Origin of the sequence: Rhodosalinus sp. (assembly GCF_046542825.1) — a bacterium.
GTDB lineage: Bacteria > Pseudomonadota > Alphaproteobacteria > Rhodobacterales > Rhodobacteraceae > Rhodosalinus.
Map to the genome: position 1 here is coordinate 1 of NZ_JBKHAQ010000076.1, position 14,039 is coordinate 14,039.

General features: G+C 70.1%; 14 protein-coding genes and 1 pseudogene. 7 read left to right on the forward strand and 8 right to left on the reverse strand.

Features of this window, described 5'->3' with window-relative positions; all coding sequences use genetic code 11:
- Nucleotides 1-40: 40 nt before the first annotated feature.
- On the reverse strand, nt 41-364 hold the full coding sequence (locus ACLFOB_RS10515; protein WP_410917665.1) for a 2Fe-2S iron-sulfur cluster-binding protein: 324 nt from the start codon (nt 362-364) through the stop codon (nt 41-43).
- Between the two features lie 135 nt (nt 365-499).
- Between ACLFOB_RS10515 and ACLFOB_RS10520 the strand changes: the two genes are divergently transcribed.
- Nucleotides 500-961: an OB-fold nucleic acid binding domain-containing protein gene (locus ACLFOB_RS10520; protein ID WP_410926045.1), complete on the forward strand. Its 462-nt coding sequence runs from the start codon at nt 500-502 to the stop codon at nt 959-961.
- A 40-nt stretch (nt 962-1,001) separates the two neighbouring features.
- The gene (locus tag ACLFOB_RS10525; RefSeq protein WP_410926046.1) at nt 1,002-1,529 is read left to right on the forward strand and encodes a peptidoglycan-binding domain-containing protein; all 528 of its coding nucleotides are present in this window, start codon (nt 1,002-1,004) and stop codon (nt 1,527-1,529) included.
- A 52-nt stretch (nt 1,530-1,581) separates the two neighbouring features.
- On the opposite strand, the gene ACLFOB_RS10530 is transcribed toward ACLFOB_RS10525, so the two are convergent.
- The 6 genes from ACLFOB_RS10530 to rpiA all read right to left on the reverse strand — a co-directional run bounded on the left by ACLFOB_RS10530 (nt 1,582) and on the right by rpiA (nt 7,964).
- The gene (locus ACLFOB_RS10530) at nt 1,582-3,054 is read right to left on the reverse strand and encodes a Do family serine endopeptidase (protein WP_410926047.1); all 1,473 of its coding nucleotides are present in this window, start codon (nt 3,052-3,054) and stop codon (nt 1,582-1,584) included.
- A gap of 158 nt (nt 3,055-3,212) precedes the next feature.
- Nucleotides 3,213-3,407, reverse strand: a complete 195-nt coding sequence (locus tag ACLFOB_RS10535; RefSeq protein ID WP_410917661.1) for a DUF2065 family protein — start codon at nt 3,405-3,407, stop codon at nt 3,213-3,215.
- Nucleotides 3,408-3,431: 24 nt separating this feature from the next.
- Nucleotides 3,432-4,466, reverse strand: a complete 1,035-nt coding sequence (gene hflC, locus ACLFOB_RS10540; RefSeq protein WP_410926048.1) for a protease modulator HflC — start codon at nt 4,464-4,466, stop codon at nt 3,432-3,434.
- Nucleotides 4,466-5,629: an FtsH protease activity modulator HflK gene (gene hflK, locus ACLFOB_RS10545; protein ID WP_410915887.1), complete on the reverse strand. Its 1,164-nt coding sequence runs from the start codon at nt 5,627-5,629 to the stop codon at nt 4,466-4,468. Before hflK ends, hflC begins: the two co-directional genes overlap by 1 nt.
- An 84-nt stretch (nt 5,630-5,713) precedes the next feature.
- Entirely contained in the window at nt 5,714-7,072 is a 1,359-nt protein-coding gene (gene gor / locus ACLFOB_RS10550; RefSeq protein WP_410915886.1) for a glutathione-disulfide reductase, read from the reverse strand.
- A 103-nt stretch (nt 7,073-7,175) separates the two neighbouring features.
- On the reverse strand, nt 7,176-7,964 hold the full coding sequence (rpiA, locus tag ACLFOB_RS10555) for a ribose-5-phosphate isomerase RpiA (protein ID WP_410915885.1): 789 nt from the start codon (nt 7,962-7,964) through the stop codon (nt 7,176-7,178).
- Nucleotides 7,965-8,761: 797 nt separating this feature from the next.
- Between rpiA and ACLFOB_RS10560 the strand changes: the two genes are divergently transcribed.
- From ACLFOB_RS10560 to ACLFOB_RS10575, 4 genes are all read left to right on the forward strand, one after another.
- Nucleotides 8,762-8,983: a hypothetical protein gene (locus tag ACLFOB_RS10560; protein ID WP_410926049.1), complete on the forward strand. Its 222-nt coding sequence runs from the start codon at nt 8,762-8,764 to the stop codon at nt 8,981-8,983.
- Nucleotides 8,983-10,356 (forward strand): L-serine ammonia-lyase, encoded by a 1,374-nt coding sequence (locus ACLFOB_RS10565; RefSeq protein WP_410926050.1) that lies wholly within the window; start codon nt 8,983-8,985, stop codon nt 10,354-10,356. Before ACLFOB_RS10560 ends, ACLFOB_RS10565 begins: the two co-directional genes overlap by 1 nt.
- A 343-nt stretch (nt 10,357-10,699) precedes the next feature.
- Nucleotides 10,700-11,644 carry a DMT family transporter gene (locus tag ACLFOB_RS10570; RefSeq protein ID WP_410926051.1) on the forward strand — a complete coding sequence of 315 codons (945 nt, stop codon included), beginning with the start codon at nt 10,700-10,702 and terminating at the stop codon, nt 11,642-11,644.
- Between the two features lie 35 nt (nt 11,645-11,679).
- Nucleotides 11,680-12,588 (forward strand): DMT family transporter, encoded by a 909-nt coding sequence (locus ACLFOB_RS10575; RefSeq protein WP_410926052.1) that lies wholly within the window; start codon nt 11,680-11,682, stop codon nt 12,586-12,588.
- On the opposite strand, the gene ACLFOB_RS10580 is transcribed toward ACLFOB_RS10575, so the two are convergent.
- Nucleotides 12,545-13,243, reverse strand: a complete 699-nt coding sequence (locus tag ACLFOB_RS10580; RefSeq protein WP_410926053.1) for a thiamine diphosphokinase — start codon at nt 13,241-13,243, stop codon at nt 12,545-12,547. The two genes, ACLFOB_RS10575 and ACLFOB_RS10580, sit on opposite strands and share 44 nt — an antisense overlap.
- 136 nt (nt 13,244-13,379) lie before the next feature.
- Here ACLFOB_RS10580 and ACLFOB_RS10585 point away from each other — a divergent pair.
- Nucleotides 13,380-14,039 (forward strand): annotated as a pseudogene (locus ACLFOB_RS10585) (chemotaxis protein CheA); the annotation flags it as partial.

The following is a 14,039-nucleotide window of genomic DNA, read 5'->3' on the forward strand; positions in this document are numbered from 1 at the left end:
AGGAGCACGCGCGCGGCGGGAACCGCTCGCGCGCGCATGGTCAGATCTGCTTTTCCGGCATCTGCACCACGAGGCCGTCGAGCGCGTCGGTGACCTTGAGCTGGCAGGTCAGGCGCGAGCGGTCGGGGTCGGGCTCGTAGGCGAAATCGAGCATGTCGGCCTCCATGTCCTCGCGCGGGGGGAGCTTCGCGACCCAGTCGGGATGCACGTAGACATGGCAGGTGGAACAGGCGCAGGCGCCGCCGCAGTCGGCCTCGATGCCGGGGATGTTGTTGTCGCGTGCGCCTTCCATCACCGTGAGGCCATTGGGGACCTCGACGACGTGCTCGGTGCCGTTGTGCTCGATGTAGGTGATCTTCGCCATGCCGGGCCAGTCCCTCCTTCGGTCTCGGCGCTCTTCCTAGCGAAGGCGGATCGTCGCCGCCAGTCTGATTCGCGGAGCGGGCGGCGACGTGGTGCCGCGCTTGCGCCCTCTGCACAATGTTCTATTTCCGTTCGCATGAGCGCGCCCCCTTCCGCCCCGCCGCGCCGCCGCTGGCCGCGGCCGCCCGCCGCCACGCCGGCAGAGGCGCTGACGCTGCCGCCTGCCGGTGCGCGTGTCACGGTGGCGGGGCTCGTCATCCTGCGCCAGCGGCCCGGCACGGCGAAGGGCGTGATCTTCATCACGCTCGAGGACGAGACCGGGGTGGTCAACGTGGTGGTCTGGCGCGCGCTCTACGAACGCTTCCGCCGGGCGGTGATCGCCGGGCGGATGCTGCGCGTCACCGGCCGGCTGCAGCGCGAGGCGGGCGTGACCCATGTGATCGCCGAGGGGATCGAGGACATCTCGGAGATGCTCGATTCGCTCCTGGCCTTCGACATCTGCCGCGCCGCCGACCAGCCCGGCAGCACGACCGAGGAGCGGCGCGCGCCCGCGCGCTGGCCGGCACATGGGGTTTTCCGCGGCCGCGGCAAGCGGTAGGTTTGCGCACAAGTCCCGCCCACAGAGGCCCGAGCAGCCGATGATCCGAGCCTTCCGTTCCCTCGCCGGCGGCGCGCTTGCGCTGGCAGCGGCCTGTGCGCCCGCGCCCGGCCCCGGCCTCGATGCGAGGCTCTTCGACACGGCGGAGGCGCCCGAGGGCGCGCCGCCCGGCACCTGCTGGGCCCGCGCGGCGCGGCCGGCGATGGTGGAGACGGTGACCGAACAGGTGCTGCTCCGGCCGGAGACCCGCGGTGCCGACGGCACGGTCACGGTCCCCGCGCAGTTCCGCACCGAGACGCGCCAGCGCATCCTGCGCGAGCGCGAGGTGGCCTGGTTCGAGCGGCCCTGCCCCGACGCGCTGACACCCGATTTCGCCGCCTCGCTGCAGCGCGCGCTCAAGGCGCGCGGCGCCTACGACGGGCCGGTCACCGGACGGCTGGACGCCGCCACGGGCGCGGCGTTGCGGCGCTGGCAGGTGGCGCGGGGCGGTCCGGACAGCCCGGTGCCGTCGCGCGCGACGGCAGAGGCGCTGGGGCTGGTCGCGCTGCGCCGTCCGGCGGCGGAATGAAAAAGGGGCGCCCGTATCGGGCGCCCCTTGCCGGCTGTGCCGCGGCGACGGGTCAGTCCTGCGGATCGACCGACAACGCCACGAAGCGCGGCTCGCCCGCGCGGCGCACCAGCAACAGGAGCGAGCGGCGCCCGGCATCGCGCGTCTCCTCGATGCGGGTCTCGAGTTCCGCGGGCTCGTCGAGCGGCTCCTGCCCGGCCTCGGCGATCACGTCGCCTGCGCGCAGGTCCTTTTCGTAGGCTTCCGAGGCCGGGTCCACGTCGGTCACGACAAGGCCGCGCGCCCGGTCGTCCAGTTCCAGCTCGCCGCGCAGCTCGTCGGTGATCGGGCTGACGGTCAGCCCCAGCACCTCGAGCGTCTCGGGCTCGGCCGGCTCGCCGCCCGGCTGGGCCGCTGGTACCGCACCTTCGGCGGTCTCGCGGCGGCCAAGGGTCACGGCCAGCGTCTGGGTCTTGCCGTCGCGCAGGACGCGCAGCCGTACCGTCGTGCCCACCGGCGCGTTGCCGACGATGCGGACAAGCTGGCGGGTGTCCTCGATCTCGTTACCGTCGAAGGCCAGGATCACGTCGCCCGATTCCATCCCGGCCTCGCGGGCGGGGCCTTCGGGCACATCGGTGACCAGCGCGCCGCGCGCCTCGTCCAGTCCATCGATGCCCTCTGCCAGATCGGGGGTGACATCCTGGATGCGCACGCCAAGCCAGCCGCGGCGCGTCTCGCCGAATTCCTTCAGCTGATCGACGACCCCGGTGACGACGTTCGCGGCCATCGCGAAACCGATGCCGATCGAGCCGCCGTCGGGCGACAGGATGGCCGTGTTCACGCCGATGACCTCGCCCTGCATGTTGAACAGCGGCCCCCCCGAATTGCCGCGATTGATGGCGGCGTCGGTCTGAATGTAGTCGTCATAGGTGCCGCTGAGCGCGCGGTTGCGGGCCGAGACGATGCCCGCCGAGACCGAGAAGCCCTGCCCCAGCGGGTTGCCCATCGCCATGACCCATTCGCCCACACGGGCGGCATCGCTGTCGCCGAAGCTGACGAACTGCAACGGCTCTTCCGGTTCGACCTTGAGCAGCGCAATGTCGGTATTGGGGTCGGTGCCCACGACCTCGGCCTTCAGCTCGAAGCCCTCGAAGAACTCGACGAGAATCTCGTCGGCGCGCTCGATCACGTGATTGTTGGTGACGATGAAACCGTCCTCGGAGATCACGAAGCCCGAGCCCAGGGCGGAACTGCGGCGCGGGGGCATCGGGCCGTTGCGATCCTGGAATTCGCGGAAGAAATCCTCGAAGGGCGAGCCTTCGGGCACGATGCCGGGGCCGTCGGGTCCCGCGACGGTGGTGGAGGTGGTGATGTTGACGACCGCAGGGCTCACCTGATCTGCGAGATCGACGAAGCTTTCCGGGGCCGCGCGGGCGTGGGCGCCCAGTGCCTGCGCCAGGACGAAGGCCATAGCCAGCATGGCGAGCCAGAACGTGCGCAACGGCGCGAGCTGTTCGGCTGACCTTGTAAGTGCCTTGGCTTGCATGAAATCTCTCCCCTCTTCTGCTCGTGATCCCCGGCGCGGCGGCGGGCCGCCGCCTGCGGATGACGTCAATCTATGGCCGCGAGACCACAGCACAAACGCATTATCGGCGGATCAAGCCCATGTGATGCGGTGTGACATGCTCCGGCGGAAACCCGCCGTCAGACGCCCAGCTGCATGGCCAGCCAGACGAAGGCGAGCCCCAGCGCGATCGCGCCGAGGCCCAGAAGGCGCCGCGTCTCGTGCGGCAGAGCGCGCAGCGCCTCCAGCAGTTGTTCGATCATGCCGGGGGCCAGCGCATAGACCAGCCCCTCGAGCACGAGGGCAAGGCCAAGACCGAGCAGAACGTATTCCATTCAGGTCTCCGCCCCTTGCCGGGATCAGCCGCCCGCGCCGTCCTCGGTCTCGGTCTCGGCTTCGACATCCTCCTCCAGCCGTTCACGCACCTCGTCGGGCAGTTCCTCGGACGGAGTCCGCTCCGGCGCACGGTCGCGCAGGTCGTCCGGCGACATCAGTCCCGCCTCGGCGCGATCGAGCCCGTCGGCGCGGATCGCATCGAAGAGCGGCTGGATGAACGGGCTGTCCGGCGCAAGGACGAGCGTCGAGCTTTCGGCCTGCAGCGACTGCTCCAGCGCCGACAGCGACCGGTAGAAGCTGAAGAAGTCCGGGCTGTCGCCGTAGGCTTCGGCATAGATCCGGTTGCGCTCGGCATCCGCCTCGCCGCGTGTGATCTGCGCGTCGCGCTCGGCATCCGACAGCGTCTCGACGACCGTCCTGTCGGCGATGGCGCGCACGCGCTGCGCCGCCTCGTTGCCGCGGGCGATCTCGTCGGCGGCCTCGCGTTCCCGCTCGGCCCGCATCCGGGCAAAGGTGGCTTCAAGGTTCTGCTGCGGCAGGTTGGTCTGCTTGAGCCGCACGTCCACGACGTCCAGGCCCAGACCTTGCGCGCTTTCGCGCGCACTGTCGCGGATGCGGCGGGCCAGTTCCCCGCGCTCGGCCGAGAGGATCCTGTCCGATGTGACCTGATCGGCACCCAGGACCTCGCGGATCTGCGCGTTCATGATCGACTGCAGGCGATCCTCCGCGGCGCGCAGGCCGCCCACGCCGACGGCCTGCCGGAACTGCACCACGTCGCTGATGCGGTAGCGCGCGAAGGCGTCAACGACGAGGCGGCGATCGTCGGCCGGCGTGACCTCGATGGTGGCGGTGTCGAGCGACAGGATGCGGTCGTCGTATTTCACCACCTCCTGGATGATCGGCAGCTTGAACCCGAGGCCGGGCTCCTCGCGGACCTGCTTGATCTGGCCGAACTGCAGGACCAGAGCCTTCTCGCGCTCGTCCACGACGAAGAGCGAGGACCAGATGGCCACGGCCACGATGACGATGACGGGTATAAGGAAAGTCGATTTCCGCATCAGTTCGTTCCCCCGGAGTCCGCCGGGACGTTGCGGCGCAACTCGTTCAGCGGCAGGTAAGGCAGAACGCCGTCGCCCTGCGGGCTGTCGATCAGATACTTGTCGACGGACCCGAGCGTGCGCTCGATGGTTTCGAGATACAGACGGCGCTGGGTGACTTCGGGCGCCTCGTCGAATTCCTGCGCGACGGCGAGGAACCGGCTGGCTTCGCCGATGGCCTCGTTCACCACGCGGGCGCGGTAGCCCTCTGCCTGTTCCAGCGTCTGCGCCGCCTCGCCGCGCGCCTCCGCGATCACGCGGTTGGCGTAGGCGTCGGCCTGACGCTGCAGCCGGTCGCGTTCCTGCTCGGCGGCCTGCACCTCGCGGAAGGCGTCGATGACCTCCTCGGGCGGATCGGCCTGGTCGAGGTTGACGCGGACAATGGTGATGCCGCTTTCGTACTCGTCGAGCGTTTCCTGGATGTTCTGCAGCGCGCGGTCGGCGATGATGCCGCGGTCGCGGTTGAGGATCGGCGAAAGGGTCGAGGCGGCGATGATCTCGCGCATCGCCGCTTCCGACACCGCCTCCACCGTCAGTTGCGGGTCACGAAGATTGAACAGCAGCTTCGCGGGATCGTTGATGTTCCAGACGACCTGAAACTCGATATCCACGATGTTGGCGTCCGTGGTCAGCATCAGGCCCTCGTCACGCCCCCGAGTACCGACCCCGATGTTTTCTGTCCGCTCGGAAGTGACGTTGACGACCTCGGCCGTCACCACCGGCCAGGGCGCGAAGTTCAGACCAGGATTGCCGATGGCGTGGAACTCGCCGAGGAAAAGCTCCACCGACTGCTCCTCGGGCCGGACTGTGTAGAAGCTGGAAAACGCCCAGAGACCGACGGCGACCAGCGCGCCGATCGCGACTGTGGAGCGATTGAAGCGCGGACCGCCGCCACCGCCACCGGCGCCGCGCTGACCGTCGCCGCCACGGCCGCCCATCAGGACGCGCAGCTGTTCCTGCCCCTTGCGCACCAGATCGTCGATTTCGGGAATCTGCGGGCCTTCGCCCTCTCCGGGCCTGCGCCCGCCGCCGCCCCCGCCGTTGTTGCGACCGCCATCGTCGCCGCCGCGTCCGCCGCGGTTGCCGCCGCCCCCTCCCCAGGGGCCGCCACTATGTCCTGCCATCCGCTTTCATCCTTCGCATATGCGCTTCGGAATTCACTGTCCCTAACCTGTGCGATCCGGTCCCGATTTCAAGCGAAACCGCCGTCAGCCGCGCCGCACGGGCGCGCGCATCGTCACGATCTCTTCCGACATCGTGGGATGCACGGCAACCGTGCGGTCGAAATCCTCTTTCGTCGCGCCCATCTTGACCGCGATTCCCGCGAGCTGGATCATCTCGCCCGCACCCGGCGCCACGATGTGGCAGCCAAGCACGCGGCGCGTTTCGGCGCAGACCACAAGCTTCATCAGCACCCGGTCGGGGCGCCCGGCGAAGGCGGTCTGCATCGGCTTGAACGAGGTGCAGTAGACCTCGATCGGCCCGCGGTCGCGCGCCTCTTCCTCCGACAGGCCGACGGTGCCCATCTCGGGCTGAGTGAAGATCGCCGTGGGCACGCATTCGTGATCGACCGGCGTGGGATTGCCGCGGAACACCGTCTCGACGAAGGCCATGCCCTCGCGGATCGCCACCGGCGTCAGGTTCATCCGGTCGGTCACGTCGCCGATGGCGTAGACCGAGGGCACCGAGGTCTGCGAGTAGCCGTCCACCACGATCTCGCCCCGCCGGCCCAGCGTCACGCCCGCCTCTTCCAGCCCCATGTCGGCGGTGTTGGGGGCGCGGCCGGTGGCGAAGAGCACCTGGTCGAAGACCTTTTCGGTGCCGTTGGTGGCCTTGATCCAGATACCCCCGTCGCGCCGCTCCATCCCGATGACATTGGTGCCAAGGTGCAGGTCCACGCCGGCCTGCTGCATCTCTTCGGACACCAGGCCGCGCGCCTCGTCGTCGAAGCCGCGCAGGATCTGCGCGCCGCGGTAGTATTGCGTGACCTCGACGCCCAGACCGTTGAAGATGCCGGCGAATTCGCAGGCGATATAGCCTCCGCCCACGATCAGCATGGATTTCGGCAGATTGTCGAGATGGAACACCTCGTTCGAGGTGATGGCCAGATCGGCGTTCTGCATCTCGGGCTTCACGGGCCAGCCGCCGGTGGCGATCAGGATGTGGCGCGCGGTCTTGCGGGTGCCGTCGGCCAGTTCCACGGTGTGCGGATCGGCAAGGCGCGCGCGCTGGTCGAAAGTCTGGACGCCGGAGTTCGACAGCAGCTTGCGATAGACGCCTTCCAGCCGGTCGAGTTCCGCCTCCAGATGGCCGCGGAAGGCGGGCCAGTCGAAGCCCTTCGCCTCTATCTCCCAGCCATAGGCGCGGGCGTCGGCGATCGCGGGCGCATATTCCGAGGCGAAGACCATCAGCTTCTTGGGCACGCAGCCGCGGATCACGCAGGTGCCGCCGTAGCGGCTGCTTTCGGCAAGCGCGACCTTCGCGCCCGCCTCGCCCGCTGCCACACGCGCCGCGCGCACGCCACCGGATCCGCCGCCGATGACGAAAAGGTCGTAGTCGAAGGCCATGGCCCTTTCCCCGTGTGCTGTTCGGGCGCGTCCCTACCGCGTGCCGTCAGGGTTGGCCAGCCCGGTTCCCGGCGCGCGGTCCCGCGCGTGGCGCGGCAGGCGGTCAGTCGTCGAGTTCGCGGAACATGTTCTCGGACTCGGCGAAATCGATCCTGTCCTCCTCGACCCGGCCCTCGTTGATGTCGCGCACCTCCACGCGCCCGTCGCCGTGGCCCACCACGACCGTGTCGCAGATGTCGAGGAAGAGGCCGTTCTCGACCACGCCGGGAAGCTGGTTGAGCACGAGGGCAAGCTGACGCGGGTTGCCGATGCGGCGCAGGTGCAGGTCGAGGATATGGTTGCCCTCGTCGGTGACGAAGGGCGCATCGCCGTTCATCCGCAGCGTGATGTCGCGCCCCAGAACGTCCATGCCGACAAGCGTCTCTTCCACCAGCGCGCGCGTCGTCTGCCAGCCGAAGGGGATGACCTCGACCGGAAGCGGGAAGGCGCCCAGTGCCTCGACCTCCTTGCCGGCATCGGCGATCACCACCATGCGGTCGCTGGCCGTGGCCACGATCTTTTCCTGCAAAAGCGCGCCGCCGCCGCCCTTGATCAGGTTCAGGTCGGTGTCGAACTCGTCCGCGCCGTCGATCGTAATGTCGAGCCAGCGCGCCTCGTCCAGGCTGATCACCTCGATGCCGACCTCGCGCGCAAGCGCCGCGGTGCGGGTGGAGGTGGGCACGCCGCGGATCTTCAGCCCGTCGTCGCGCACCGCTTCGCCCAGGCAGCGCACGAGCCAGGCGGCCGTCGACCCGGTGCCAAGGCCCACGCGCATCCCGTCCTCCACCAGGTCGGCGGCGCGGCGGGCGGCCACGAACTTGGCCTTGTCGATGGGCGAGAGATCGGCGGACATCGGCAGCTCCTCTGGCGTCGCGCGGCTTATAGGCCCTCCGTCCCGCCGGTGCGAGGGGGATTTCCGGGCAATGCGCCGCGTTCCGCGGCGACAGTCCGCGGGTCCGGCCGCAGCGGCCCTGCGCCGCTCGATGCGGTGGATGCGGTGGCCGAAAGACCTCCGGCCGCGGCCGCCGGGTCGAAGGACAGCGCCGTCCCATCTGCCGATGCCGATGCGCCGGACGATGGCGCCGATGTCCGACCCGCCGCCTGCAGGGGCGCGGGATCGCGCGGCGAGTCGTCGCTTTCAGCCAATCGGGCAGGAGGCCGGCGGTGTATCCCGCGGTCATGCCTTCACCTTGTCGCCCGCACCATGCGCCCGACAACGCCCCGCTCCCCATGCGGCTGGCGCTGGAGGAACCGGGCGCGCCGTGCGACGCGGTGCCGAACGGCCGCGGGCAACGGCAGCAGCGGATCCCGGCCTGTCTGCGGCTCGATCCCGCGGGGCAGATGCCGCTGTCCGAGACGCCGGATGGTGCGGTATTCGGGACGGCTGCGATCCTGCCGTGGCTGGCCGGCAGGCACGGCGCGCGCCCCCGACCCGACGAACCGGCGCGCGGTGTCTTCCCGAAATCGCTGGTCTTCACGTCGAACAGGCTGCATGCTGGACTGCAATTGCGCTTCTGTCCGGCTCGTCACGACGGCAGCGATCCGGCGGCGCCCCGCACGGCGCCCCGCACAATGCCGGAACAGATGGCGGCGGAACGTGCCCGCCATCTCGGGCGTGCCGACAGGAACGCAGACGACCGGGAGGAGGGCGTGACCGTTCTGAAGCTCTATCCTGGCGGGCTCCTGCGCCGCCGCTCGCCTTGTTCCAGGGGCGAAACGGATTGGTTCCGCCCCGGCGACTGTCCCGGGCTCGCCTGGCTCTGCGACACGATCGAGGCGCGCGCCGGCACACGGGCCGCCGGTGCCGAGGCGCTGGTGCTGCCCTTCACCGCACCCGTTCCCGCCCAATCGCCAGAGGGGGCCGCCGGCTGATGTTTCTCTCCGTCTTCGAAATGTTCAAGGTCGGGATCGGCCCCTCCTCGTCCCACACGATGGGGCCGATGGTTGCGGCGGGGCGCTTCCTCGACCTGCTGCGCGCCGCGCCATTCGCGGCAGAGGGCCTGCGCGCGCATCTCTACGGCTCGCTCGCCTTCACCGGCGTGGGCCACGCGACCGACCGCGCGGTGATCCTGGGCCTCGCGGGTTTCCTGCCGGAGAGCTACGAGGCGGAGGCCGCAGAGGCCGCGCTCGCCGCCAACCGCGACAGCGGGCGGCTGGAGCCGCCGGGCCTGCCGCCGATGGCCTTCGATCCGAGGTCCGACCTGCGGTTCGACTTCGGCCCGGCCCTGCCCGGCCACGCCAACGGAATGGTGCTGGAGGCGCTCGACGCGCAGGGCGACGTGATCCTGGCGGAAACCTATTACTCGGTCGGCGGCGGCTTCGTGCTGACGGCGGACGAACTGGCGCGCGGCGCCGACAAGGCAAAGGGCGCGCCGGTCCCCTACCCCTTCAAGTCGGCGGCCGAGATGCTGGAGATGGCGCAGGCGTCCGGCCGCAGCATCGCCGGGATGAAGCGCGAGAACGAACTCACCCGGCACGGCCCGGCCGAACTGGACCGGGGCACGCGCCGGATCTGGCAGGTGATGCGCGACTGCATCGACCGGGGGCTTGCCCACGACGGCACCCTGCCCGGCGGGCTGGGGGTCAAGCGGCGGGCGAAGGGCATCCACGACGCGCTGCTGGCCGAGCGGGGCCGCAACCTGTCCGCGCCCCATGTCGTCAACGACTGGATCAGCGTCTATGCCATGGCGGTGAACGAGGAGAACGCCGCCGGCGGGCAGGTGGTCACGGCGCCCACCAACGGCGCGGCCGGCGTGGTGCCCGCGGTGATCCGCTACTGGCTGGACCATGTGCCCGGCGCGACCGAGCGCAAGGTGGAGGACTTCCTGCTCACCGCCGCGGCGATCGGGGGCCTTGTGAAATACAACGCCTCGATCAGCGGGGCCGAGGCCGGCTGCCAGGCCGAGGTGGGCAGCGCCTCTGCCATGGCGGCGGCGGGGCTGTGTGCAGTGCTGGGCGGCACGCCGGAACAGATCGAGAATGCCGCCGAGATCGCGCTGGAGCATCACCTGGGCATGACCTGCGACCCGGTGAAGGGGCTGGTCCAGGTGCCCTGCATCGAGCGCAACGGGCTGGGCGCGATCAAGGCGGTCTCGGCCGCCAGCCTCGCGCTGCGGGGGGACGGCACGCATTTCGTCCCCCTCGACGCCTGTATAGAGACGATGCGCCAGACGGGCGCCGACATGAGCGAGAAATACAAGGAAACCGCGCTGGGCGGGCTCGCGGTGAACGTGCCGAACTGCTGAGGCGGTGCGCGCTCCGCGCCGAACGCCCGACGCGGCGAAGCGGCACAGCGTGAGGAGCCCTGCATCAGGGGCGGCCCGTCATCCAGCGGCATGAGTGCACCGCCCCGCGCGCGCCTGCGTGGACGGCGCGGCCGGGCCTTGGCTCCCGCTTTCCCGCAGGTGGCTGACCGGCGTCCAAGGCCGCACCCGTCCCGGAAAAACGGCAAGCGCCACGCGCGCCGCCCTATGTCTGCGGCTTCGACCCCGCCCCGCCAGAAGTGCCGCGCCCTCCCTTTGAAAGCGCAAGCGACACGCGAGCCGCAAGACCTCGCAGCCTCCCCCGCGACCTGCTAGTCAACTCCGCATGGACCGGACCACGACAGAGCCGCAGGCCCCCCTCCGCGACACCACCGTCGCCGGCATCCTCTGCATGGTGGGCTTCACCGTGACGGCGCCCGTGATGGACGCCTTCGCAAAGGCGACGCCTGCCGAGGTGCCGGTGATGCAGATCCTCGCCGCGCGCTTCGGCTTTCAGGTCGCGGTGCTGGTGCCACTCGCGTTGGTGCTGGGGATGGGGCGCTGGCCGGGCCTGCGCGACTGGGGGCAGCACCTGCTGCGCGGTCTGCTGCTGCTGATCGCGACCGGCTGTTTCTTCACCGCGCTGCGCTTCATGCCGATCGCCAACGCGCTTGCGATCTTCTTCGTCGCGCCCTTCATCCTGACCATCCTCGGCGGGCTGATGCTGGGCGAGGAGGTGGGCCCGCGCCGGATCGCGGCCTGCGCGGTGGGGTTCCTGGGCGCGCTCATGGTGATCCAGCCCAGTTTCGCGAACCTTGGCGCCGTGGCGCTGCTGCCGCTGGGCACCGCGCTGTGCTTCGCGGTCTACATGGTGCTCACCCGGCGCATGGCGCAGCGCATGCATCCCATCGCGCTGCAGGCCTGGACGGCGACGGCCGCCTCGGTCGCGGTCTTTCCGCTGCTGTGGGTCTTCGAGGGCAGCGGGATCGCGGCGCTCGATCCGGTCTGCCCGACCGGCCACGCCCTTTGGATGCTGGCGGGGGTGGGCGCGATGGCCACCGTCTCGCATCTCTTCATCAGCTTCGCGCTGCGGCTGGCTCCGGCCGCGACCATCGCGCCGCTGCAGTATCTGGAGATCGTGGCCGCCGTCGCTCTCGGCTACTGGGTCTTCGGCGATTTCCCCAACGCGCTCACATGGGCGGGCATCGCGGTGATCGTGGGCGCGGGGCTTTACGTCTTCGCCCGCGAACGGCGGCTCTCGATCCGCCGCAGGCCCATGCCGCCCGCGTGATTGCGCTTGCCCCGGCGGCGCCATAGGCTCGGCCGATGCACCTTGACCGGCCCTTTCTCGGCGTTCTCCTGATGCTGGGTTTCTGCATCCTCGCGCCGCTGGGCGACGGGATGGCGAAGCTTCTGGGCGCGACGATCCCGCTGGTGATGCTGCTTTTCGTGCGCTTCGCGATGCAGGCGGCGATCCTGCTGCCGCTGTGCCGCGCGACCGGGCGCAGCATTGCGCTGGAGGGGCGCGTCCTGCGGCTGGCCTGGGCGCGCGCGGCGATCCACATCGCGGGCATCGCCGCGATGTTCACCAGCCTTCATTTCCTGCCGCTCGCGGATGCCATCGCCATCGCCTTCGTCATGCCCTTCCTGCTGCTGGTGGCCGGGCATGTCCTGATGGGCGAGGAGGTGGGCTGGCGCCGCTTCACCGCCTGCGTCGCGGGCTTCACCGGCACGCTCATGGTGATCCGCCCCAGCTTCGAGGAGGTGGGCTGGCCCGCGCTGCTGCCGCTGGGCGTGGCGGTGTCCTTCGCCGCCTTCATGCTCGTCACCCGCGCCATCGCGCGGCAGACGGAGCCGGTCGCGCTGCAGGCCGCGAACGGGCTGATGGGGGTGGCGATCCTGGCGCCGCTGCTGCTGGCAGGCACGCTGCTGGACGTTCCGCCCGCCCGGCTGGTCCTGCCGTCGGCGGGTGACGCGGTGTTGCTGGGCCTGCTTGGCGTCCTTGGCACGGGCGCGCACCTCTTGATGACATGGAGCCTGCGTTTTGCGCCCGCCTCCACCCTCGCGCCGATGCAGTATCTGGAGATCCCCTTCGCCACGCTCTTCGGCTGGCTGCTGTTCCGCGACCTGCCCGACGGCATGGCGGCGGCCGGCATTGTCGTGACGGTGGCCTCGGGCCTCTACATCGTGTTCAGGGAGCGGGCCATCCCGGCCCCGGCGCCACCAGCGACCTGACCGCGGCCCCCAGCGCCGCGCGCGGCAGGATGACCAGCATCAGCGGCGCCTCCATCTCGATCAGAACCTTGTCGCCCGCCACGCGATTCGAGGTGCCGATCATGCCGCCGGGCGCGAAGCCTATGCCGTCGATCGGCCAGTGCAGGCCCTCGGACCGCCCCGTCACGGGAGCCATGGGATAGAGCGAGACGCGGCTGCCCTCGGGCAGGTCGAGCAACAGGCGCGGCGGACAAAGGAACACCAGGTCGCCACGGCCGAGCAGAAGGCAACGCCGCTCCGGCCGGCGCAGCAGGACGGTCTGCGCCGCCAGGAGGTGATCAAGCCGCTCGCCAAGAAAACCCACGCCCAGGACGAGCGGCGCCGCGATATGGCGCAGCGCCTTGTCGAAATCCGTGGTCTGCTGCTCGGCCACGCGATGCAGGCGGTCGGCAGGGATCGCGGCGCGCGTGACATTGTCAAGACTGTCGAAATCGCCGATAACGGCCTCGGGCATCAGGCCCTTGGCCAGCGCGTGCCGCGCCCCGCCGTCGGCCGCCACCAGGCGCGGGGCATGAGAAATCGCCTCGTGCAGGTCGCCGTCCCCCGCGGCGCCCGCGCCAACCAGCGTGACAGGGTCCGCGCTGTCGATGATCCGAGAAACAATCCCGTCGGTCATGCGTGTTTACTGCACGTTCTGGAAACCGGCCACAATCTGGACATGAAATGATACGGTGGTCGGCATAGATTCGGGCAAGTTTCGACCGGGCCGCTGCGGTAAACACTGTGTTGCGGAATGAGCAAGCGAGCGTCCGATGGTTAGCAGTAGCAAGATCCTCACCGTCTCTTACGGCACCTTCTCCTGCACGCTGGAGGGGTTCGACGACTCTTTCGAGACGATGAAGGCGATCGCAGAGTATTTCCGCGATCTCGCCGCCGACGACCGGTACTTCGGCGCCGAGCCGCCCACACCGGACGCCGAGATGCTGGCGCGCATCGCCGAGCGCGAGATCGCGCGCCGCGTCGAGGCGCGGATGGAATCGGGCGGCATCGTCCTGCGCCCCTCGCTCGAAGCGGCGGCGCCCGTTTCCGCCGCCCATCAGGCAACCGAGGCCGCCCGCCCCTCTGGCGCGGCCACGCAGGAGCCGGCGGTGTCACAACCACCGACATCCGCAGCGGACGAGCTGGAAGAGAACCGGCAGGCGCAGGACATCGCCGCCGCCGAAGAAGACCGACTCGACGTATCCGGGCCGGACCAGGCCGCCATTCCGGAGCAGGCTGCCCCGCAGCCCGAGGCAGCGGCTCCGGAGGCGCCAGAGAACGGGGACGCCGCCGCCGCGCAAGCGGCGAAGGAGGAGCCGACTGAGGATCAGGTGCCCGACACTGTCGCCCTGATCGAAGAGACCCCCGAAGCCGGATTCGACGCCGCGATGGAGGCCGAAGCCGAGCGTCTTGCGGAGGCCACGGAAGACGCC

What these genes read in the sequence shown, in the direction of transcription:
- ACLFOB_RS10525 (WP_410926046.1), top strand. Translation starts at nt 1,002, where the DNA reads ATGATCCGAGCCTTCCGTTCCCTCGCCGGCGGCGCGCTTGCGCTGGCA.
- ACLFOB_RS10570 (WP_410926051.1), top strand. Translation starts at nt 10,700, where the DNA reads ATGGACCGGACCACGACAGAGCCGCAGGCCCCCCTCCGCGACACCACC.
- ACLFOB_RS10515 (WP_410917665.1), bottom strand. Translation starts at nt 364, where the DNA reads ATGGCGAAGATCACCTACATCGAGCACAACGGCACCGAGCACGTCGTC.
- ACLFOB_RS10575 (WP_410926052.1), top strand. Translation starts at nt 11,680, where the DNA reads ATGCACCTTGACCGGCCCTTTCTCGGCGTTCTCCTGATGCTGGGTTTC.
- ACLFOB_RS10530 (WP_410926047.1), bottom strand. Translation starts at nt 3,054, where the DNA reads ATGCAAGCCAAGGCACTTACAAGGTCAGCCGAACAGCTCGCGCCGTTG.
- ACLFOB_RS10565 (WP_410926050.1), top strand. Translation starts at nt 8,983, where the DNA reads ATGTTTCTCTCCGTCTTCGAAATGTTCAAGGTCGGGATCGGCCCCTCC.
- rpiA (WP_410915885.1), bottom strand. Translation starts at nt 7,964, where the DNA reads ATGTCCGCCGATCTCTCGCCCATCGACAAGGCCAAGTTCGTGGCCGCC.
- gor (WP_410915886.1), bottom strand. Translation starts at nt 7,072, where the DNA reads ATGGCCTTCGACTACGACCTTTTCGTCATCGGCGGCGGATCCGGTGGC.
- hflK (WP_410915887.1), bottom strand. Translation starts at nt 5,629, where the DNA reads ATGGCAGGACATAGTGGCGGCCCCTGGGGAGGGGGCGGCGGCAACCGC.
- ACLFOB_RS10520 (WP_410926045.1), top strand. Translation starts at nt 500, where the DNA reads ATGAGCGCGCCCCCTTCCGCCCCGCCGCGCCGCCGCTGGCCGCGGCCG.
- ACLFOB_RS10535 (WP_410917661.1), bottom strand. Translation starts at nt 3,407, where the DNA reads ATGGAATACGTTCTGCTCGGTCTTGGCCTTGCCCTCGTGCTCGAGGGG.
- hflC (WP_410926048.1), bottom strand. Translation starts at nt 4,466, where the DNA reads ATGCGGAAATCGACTTTCCTTATACCCGTCATCGTCATCGTGGCCGTG.
- ACLFOB_RS10580 (WP_410926053.1), bottom strand. Translation starts at nt 13,243, where the DNA reads ATGACCGACGGGATTGTTTCTCGGATCATCGACAGCGCGGACCCTGTC.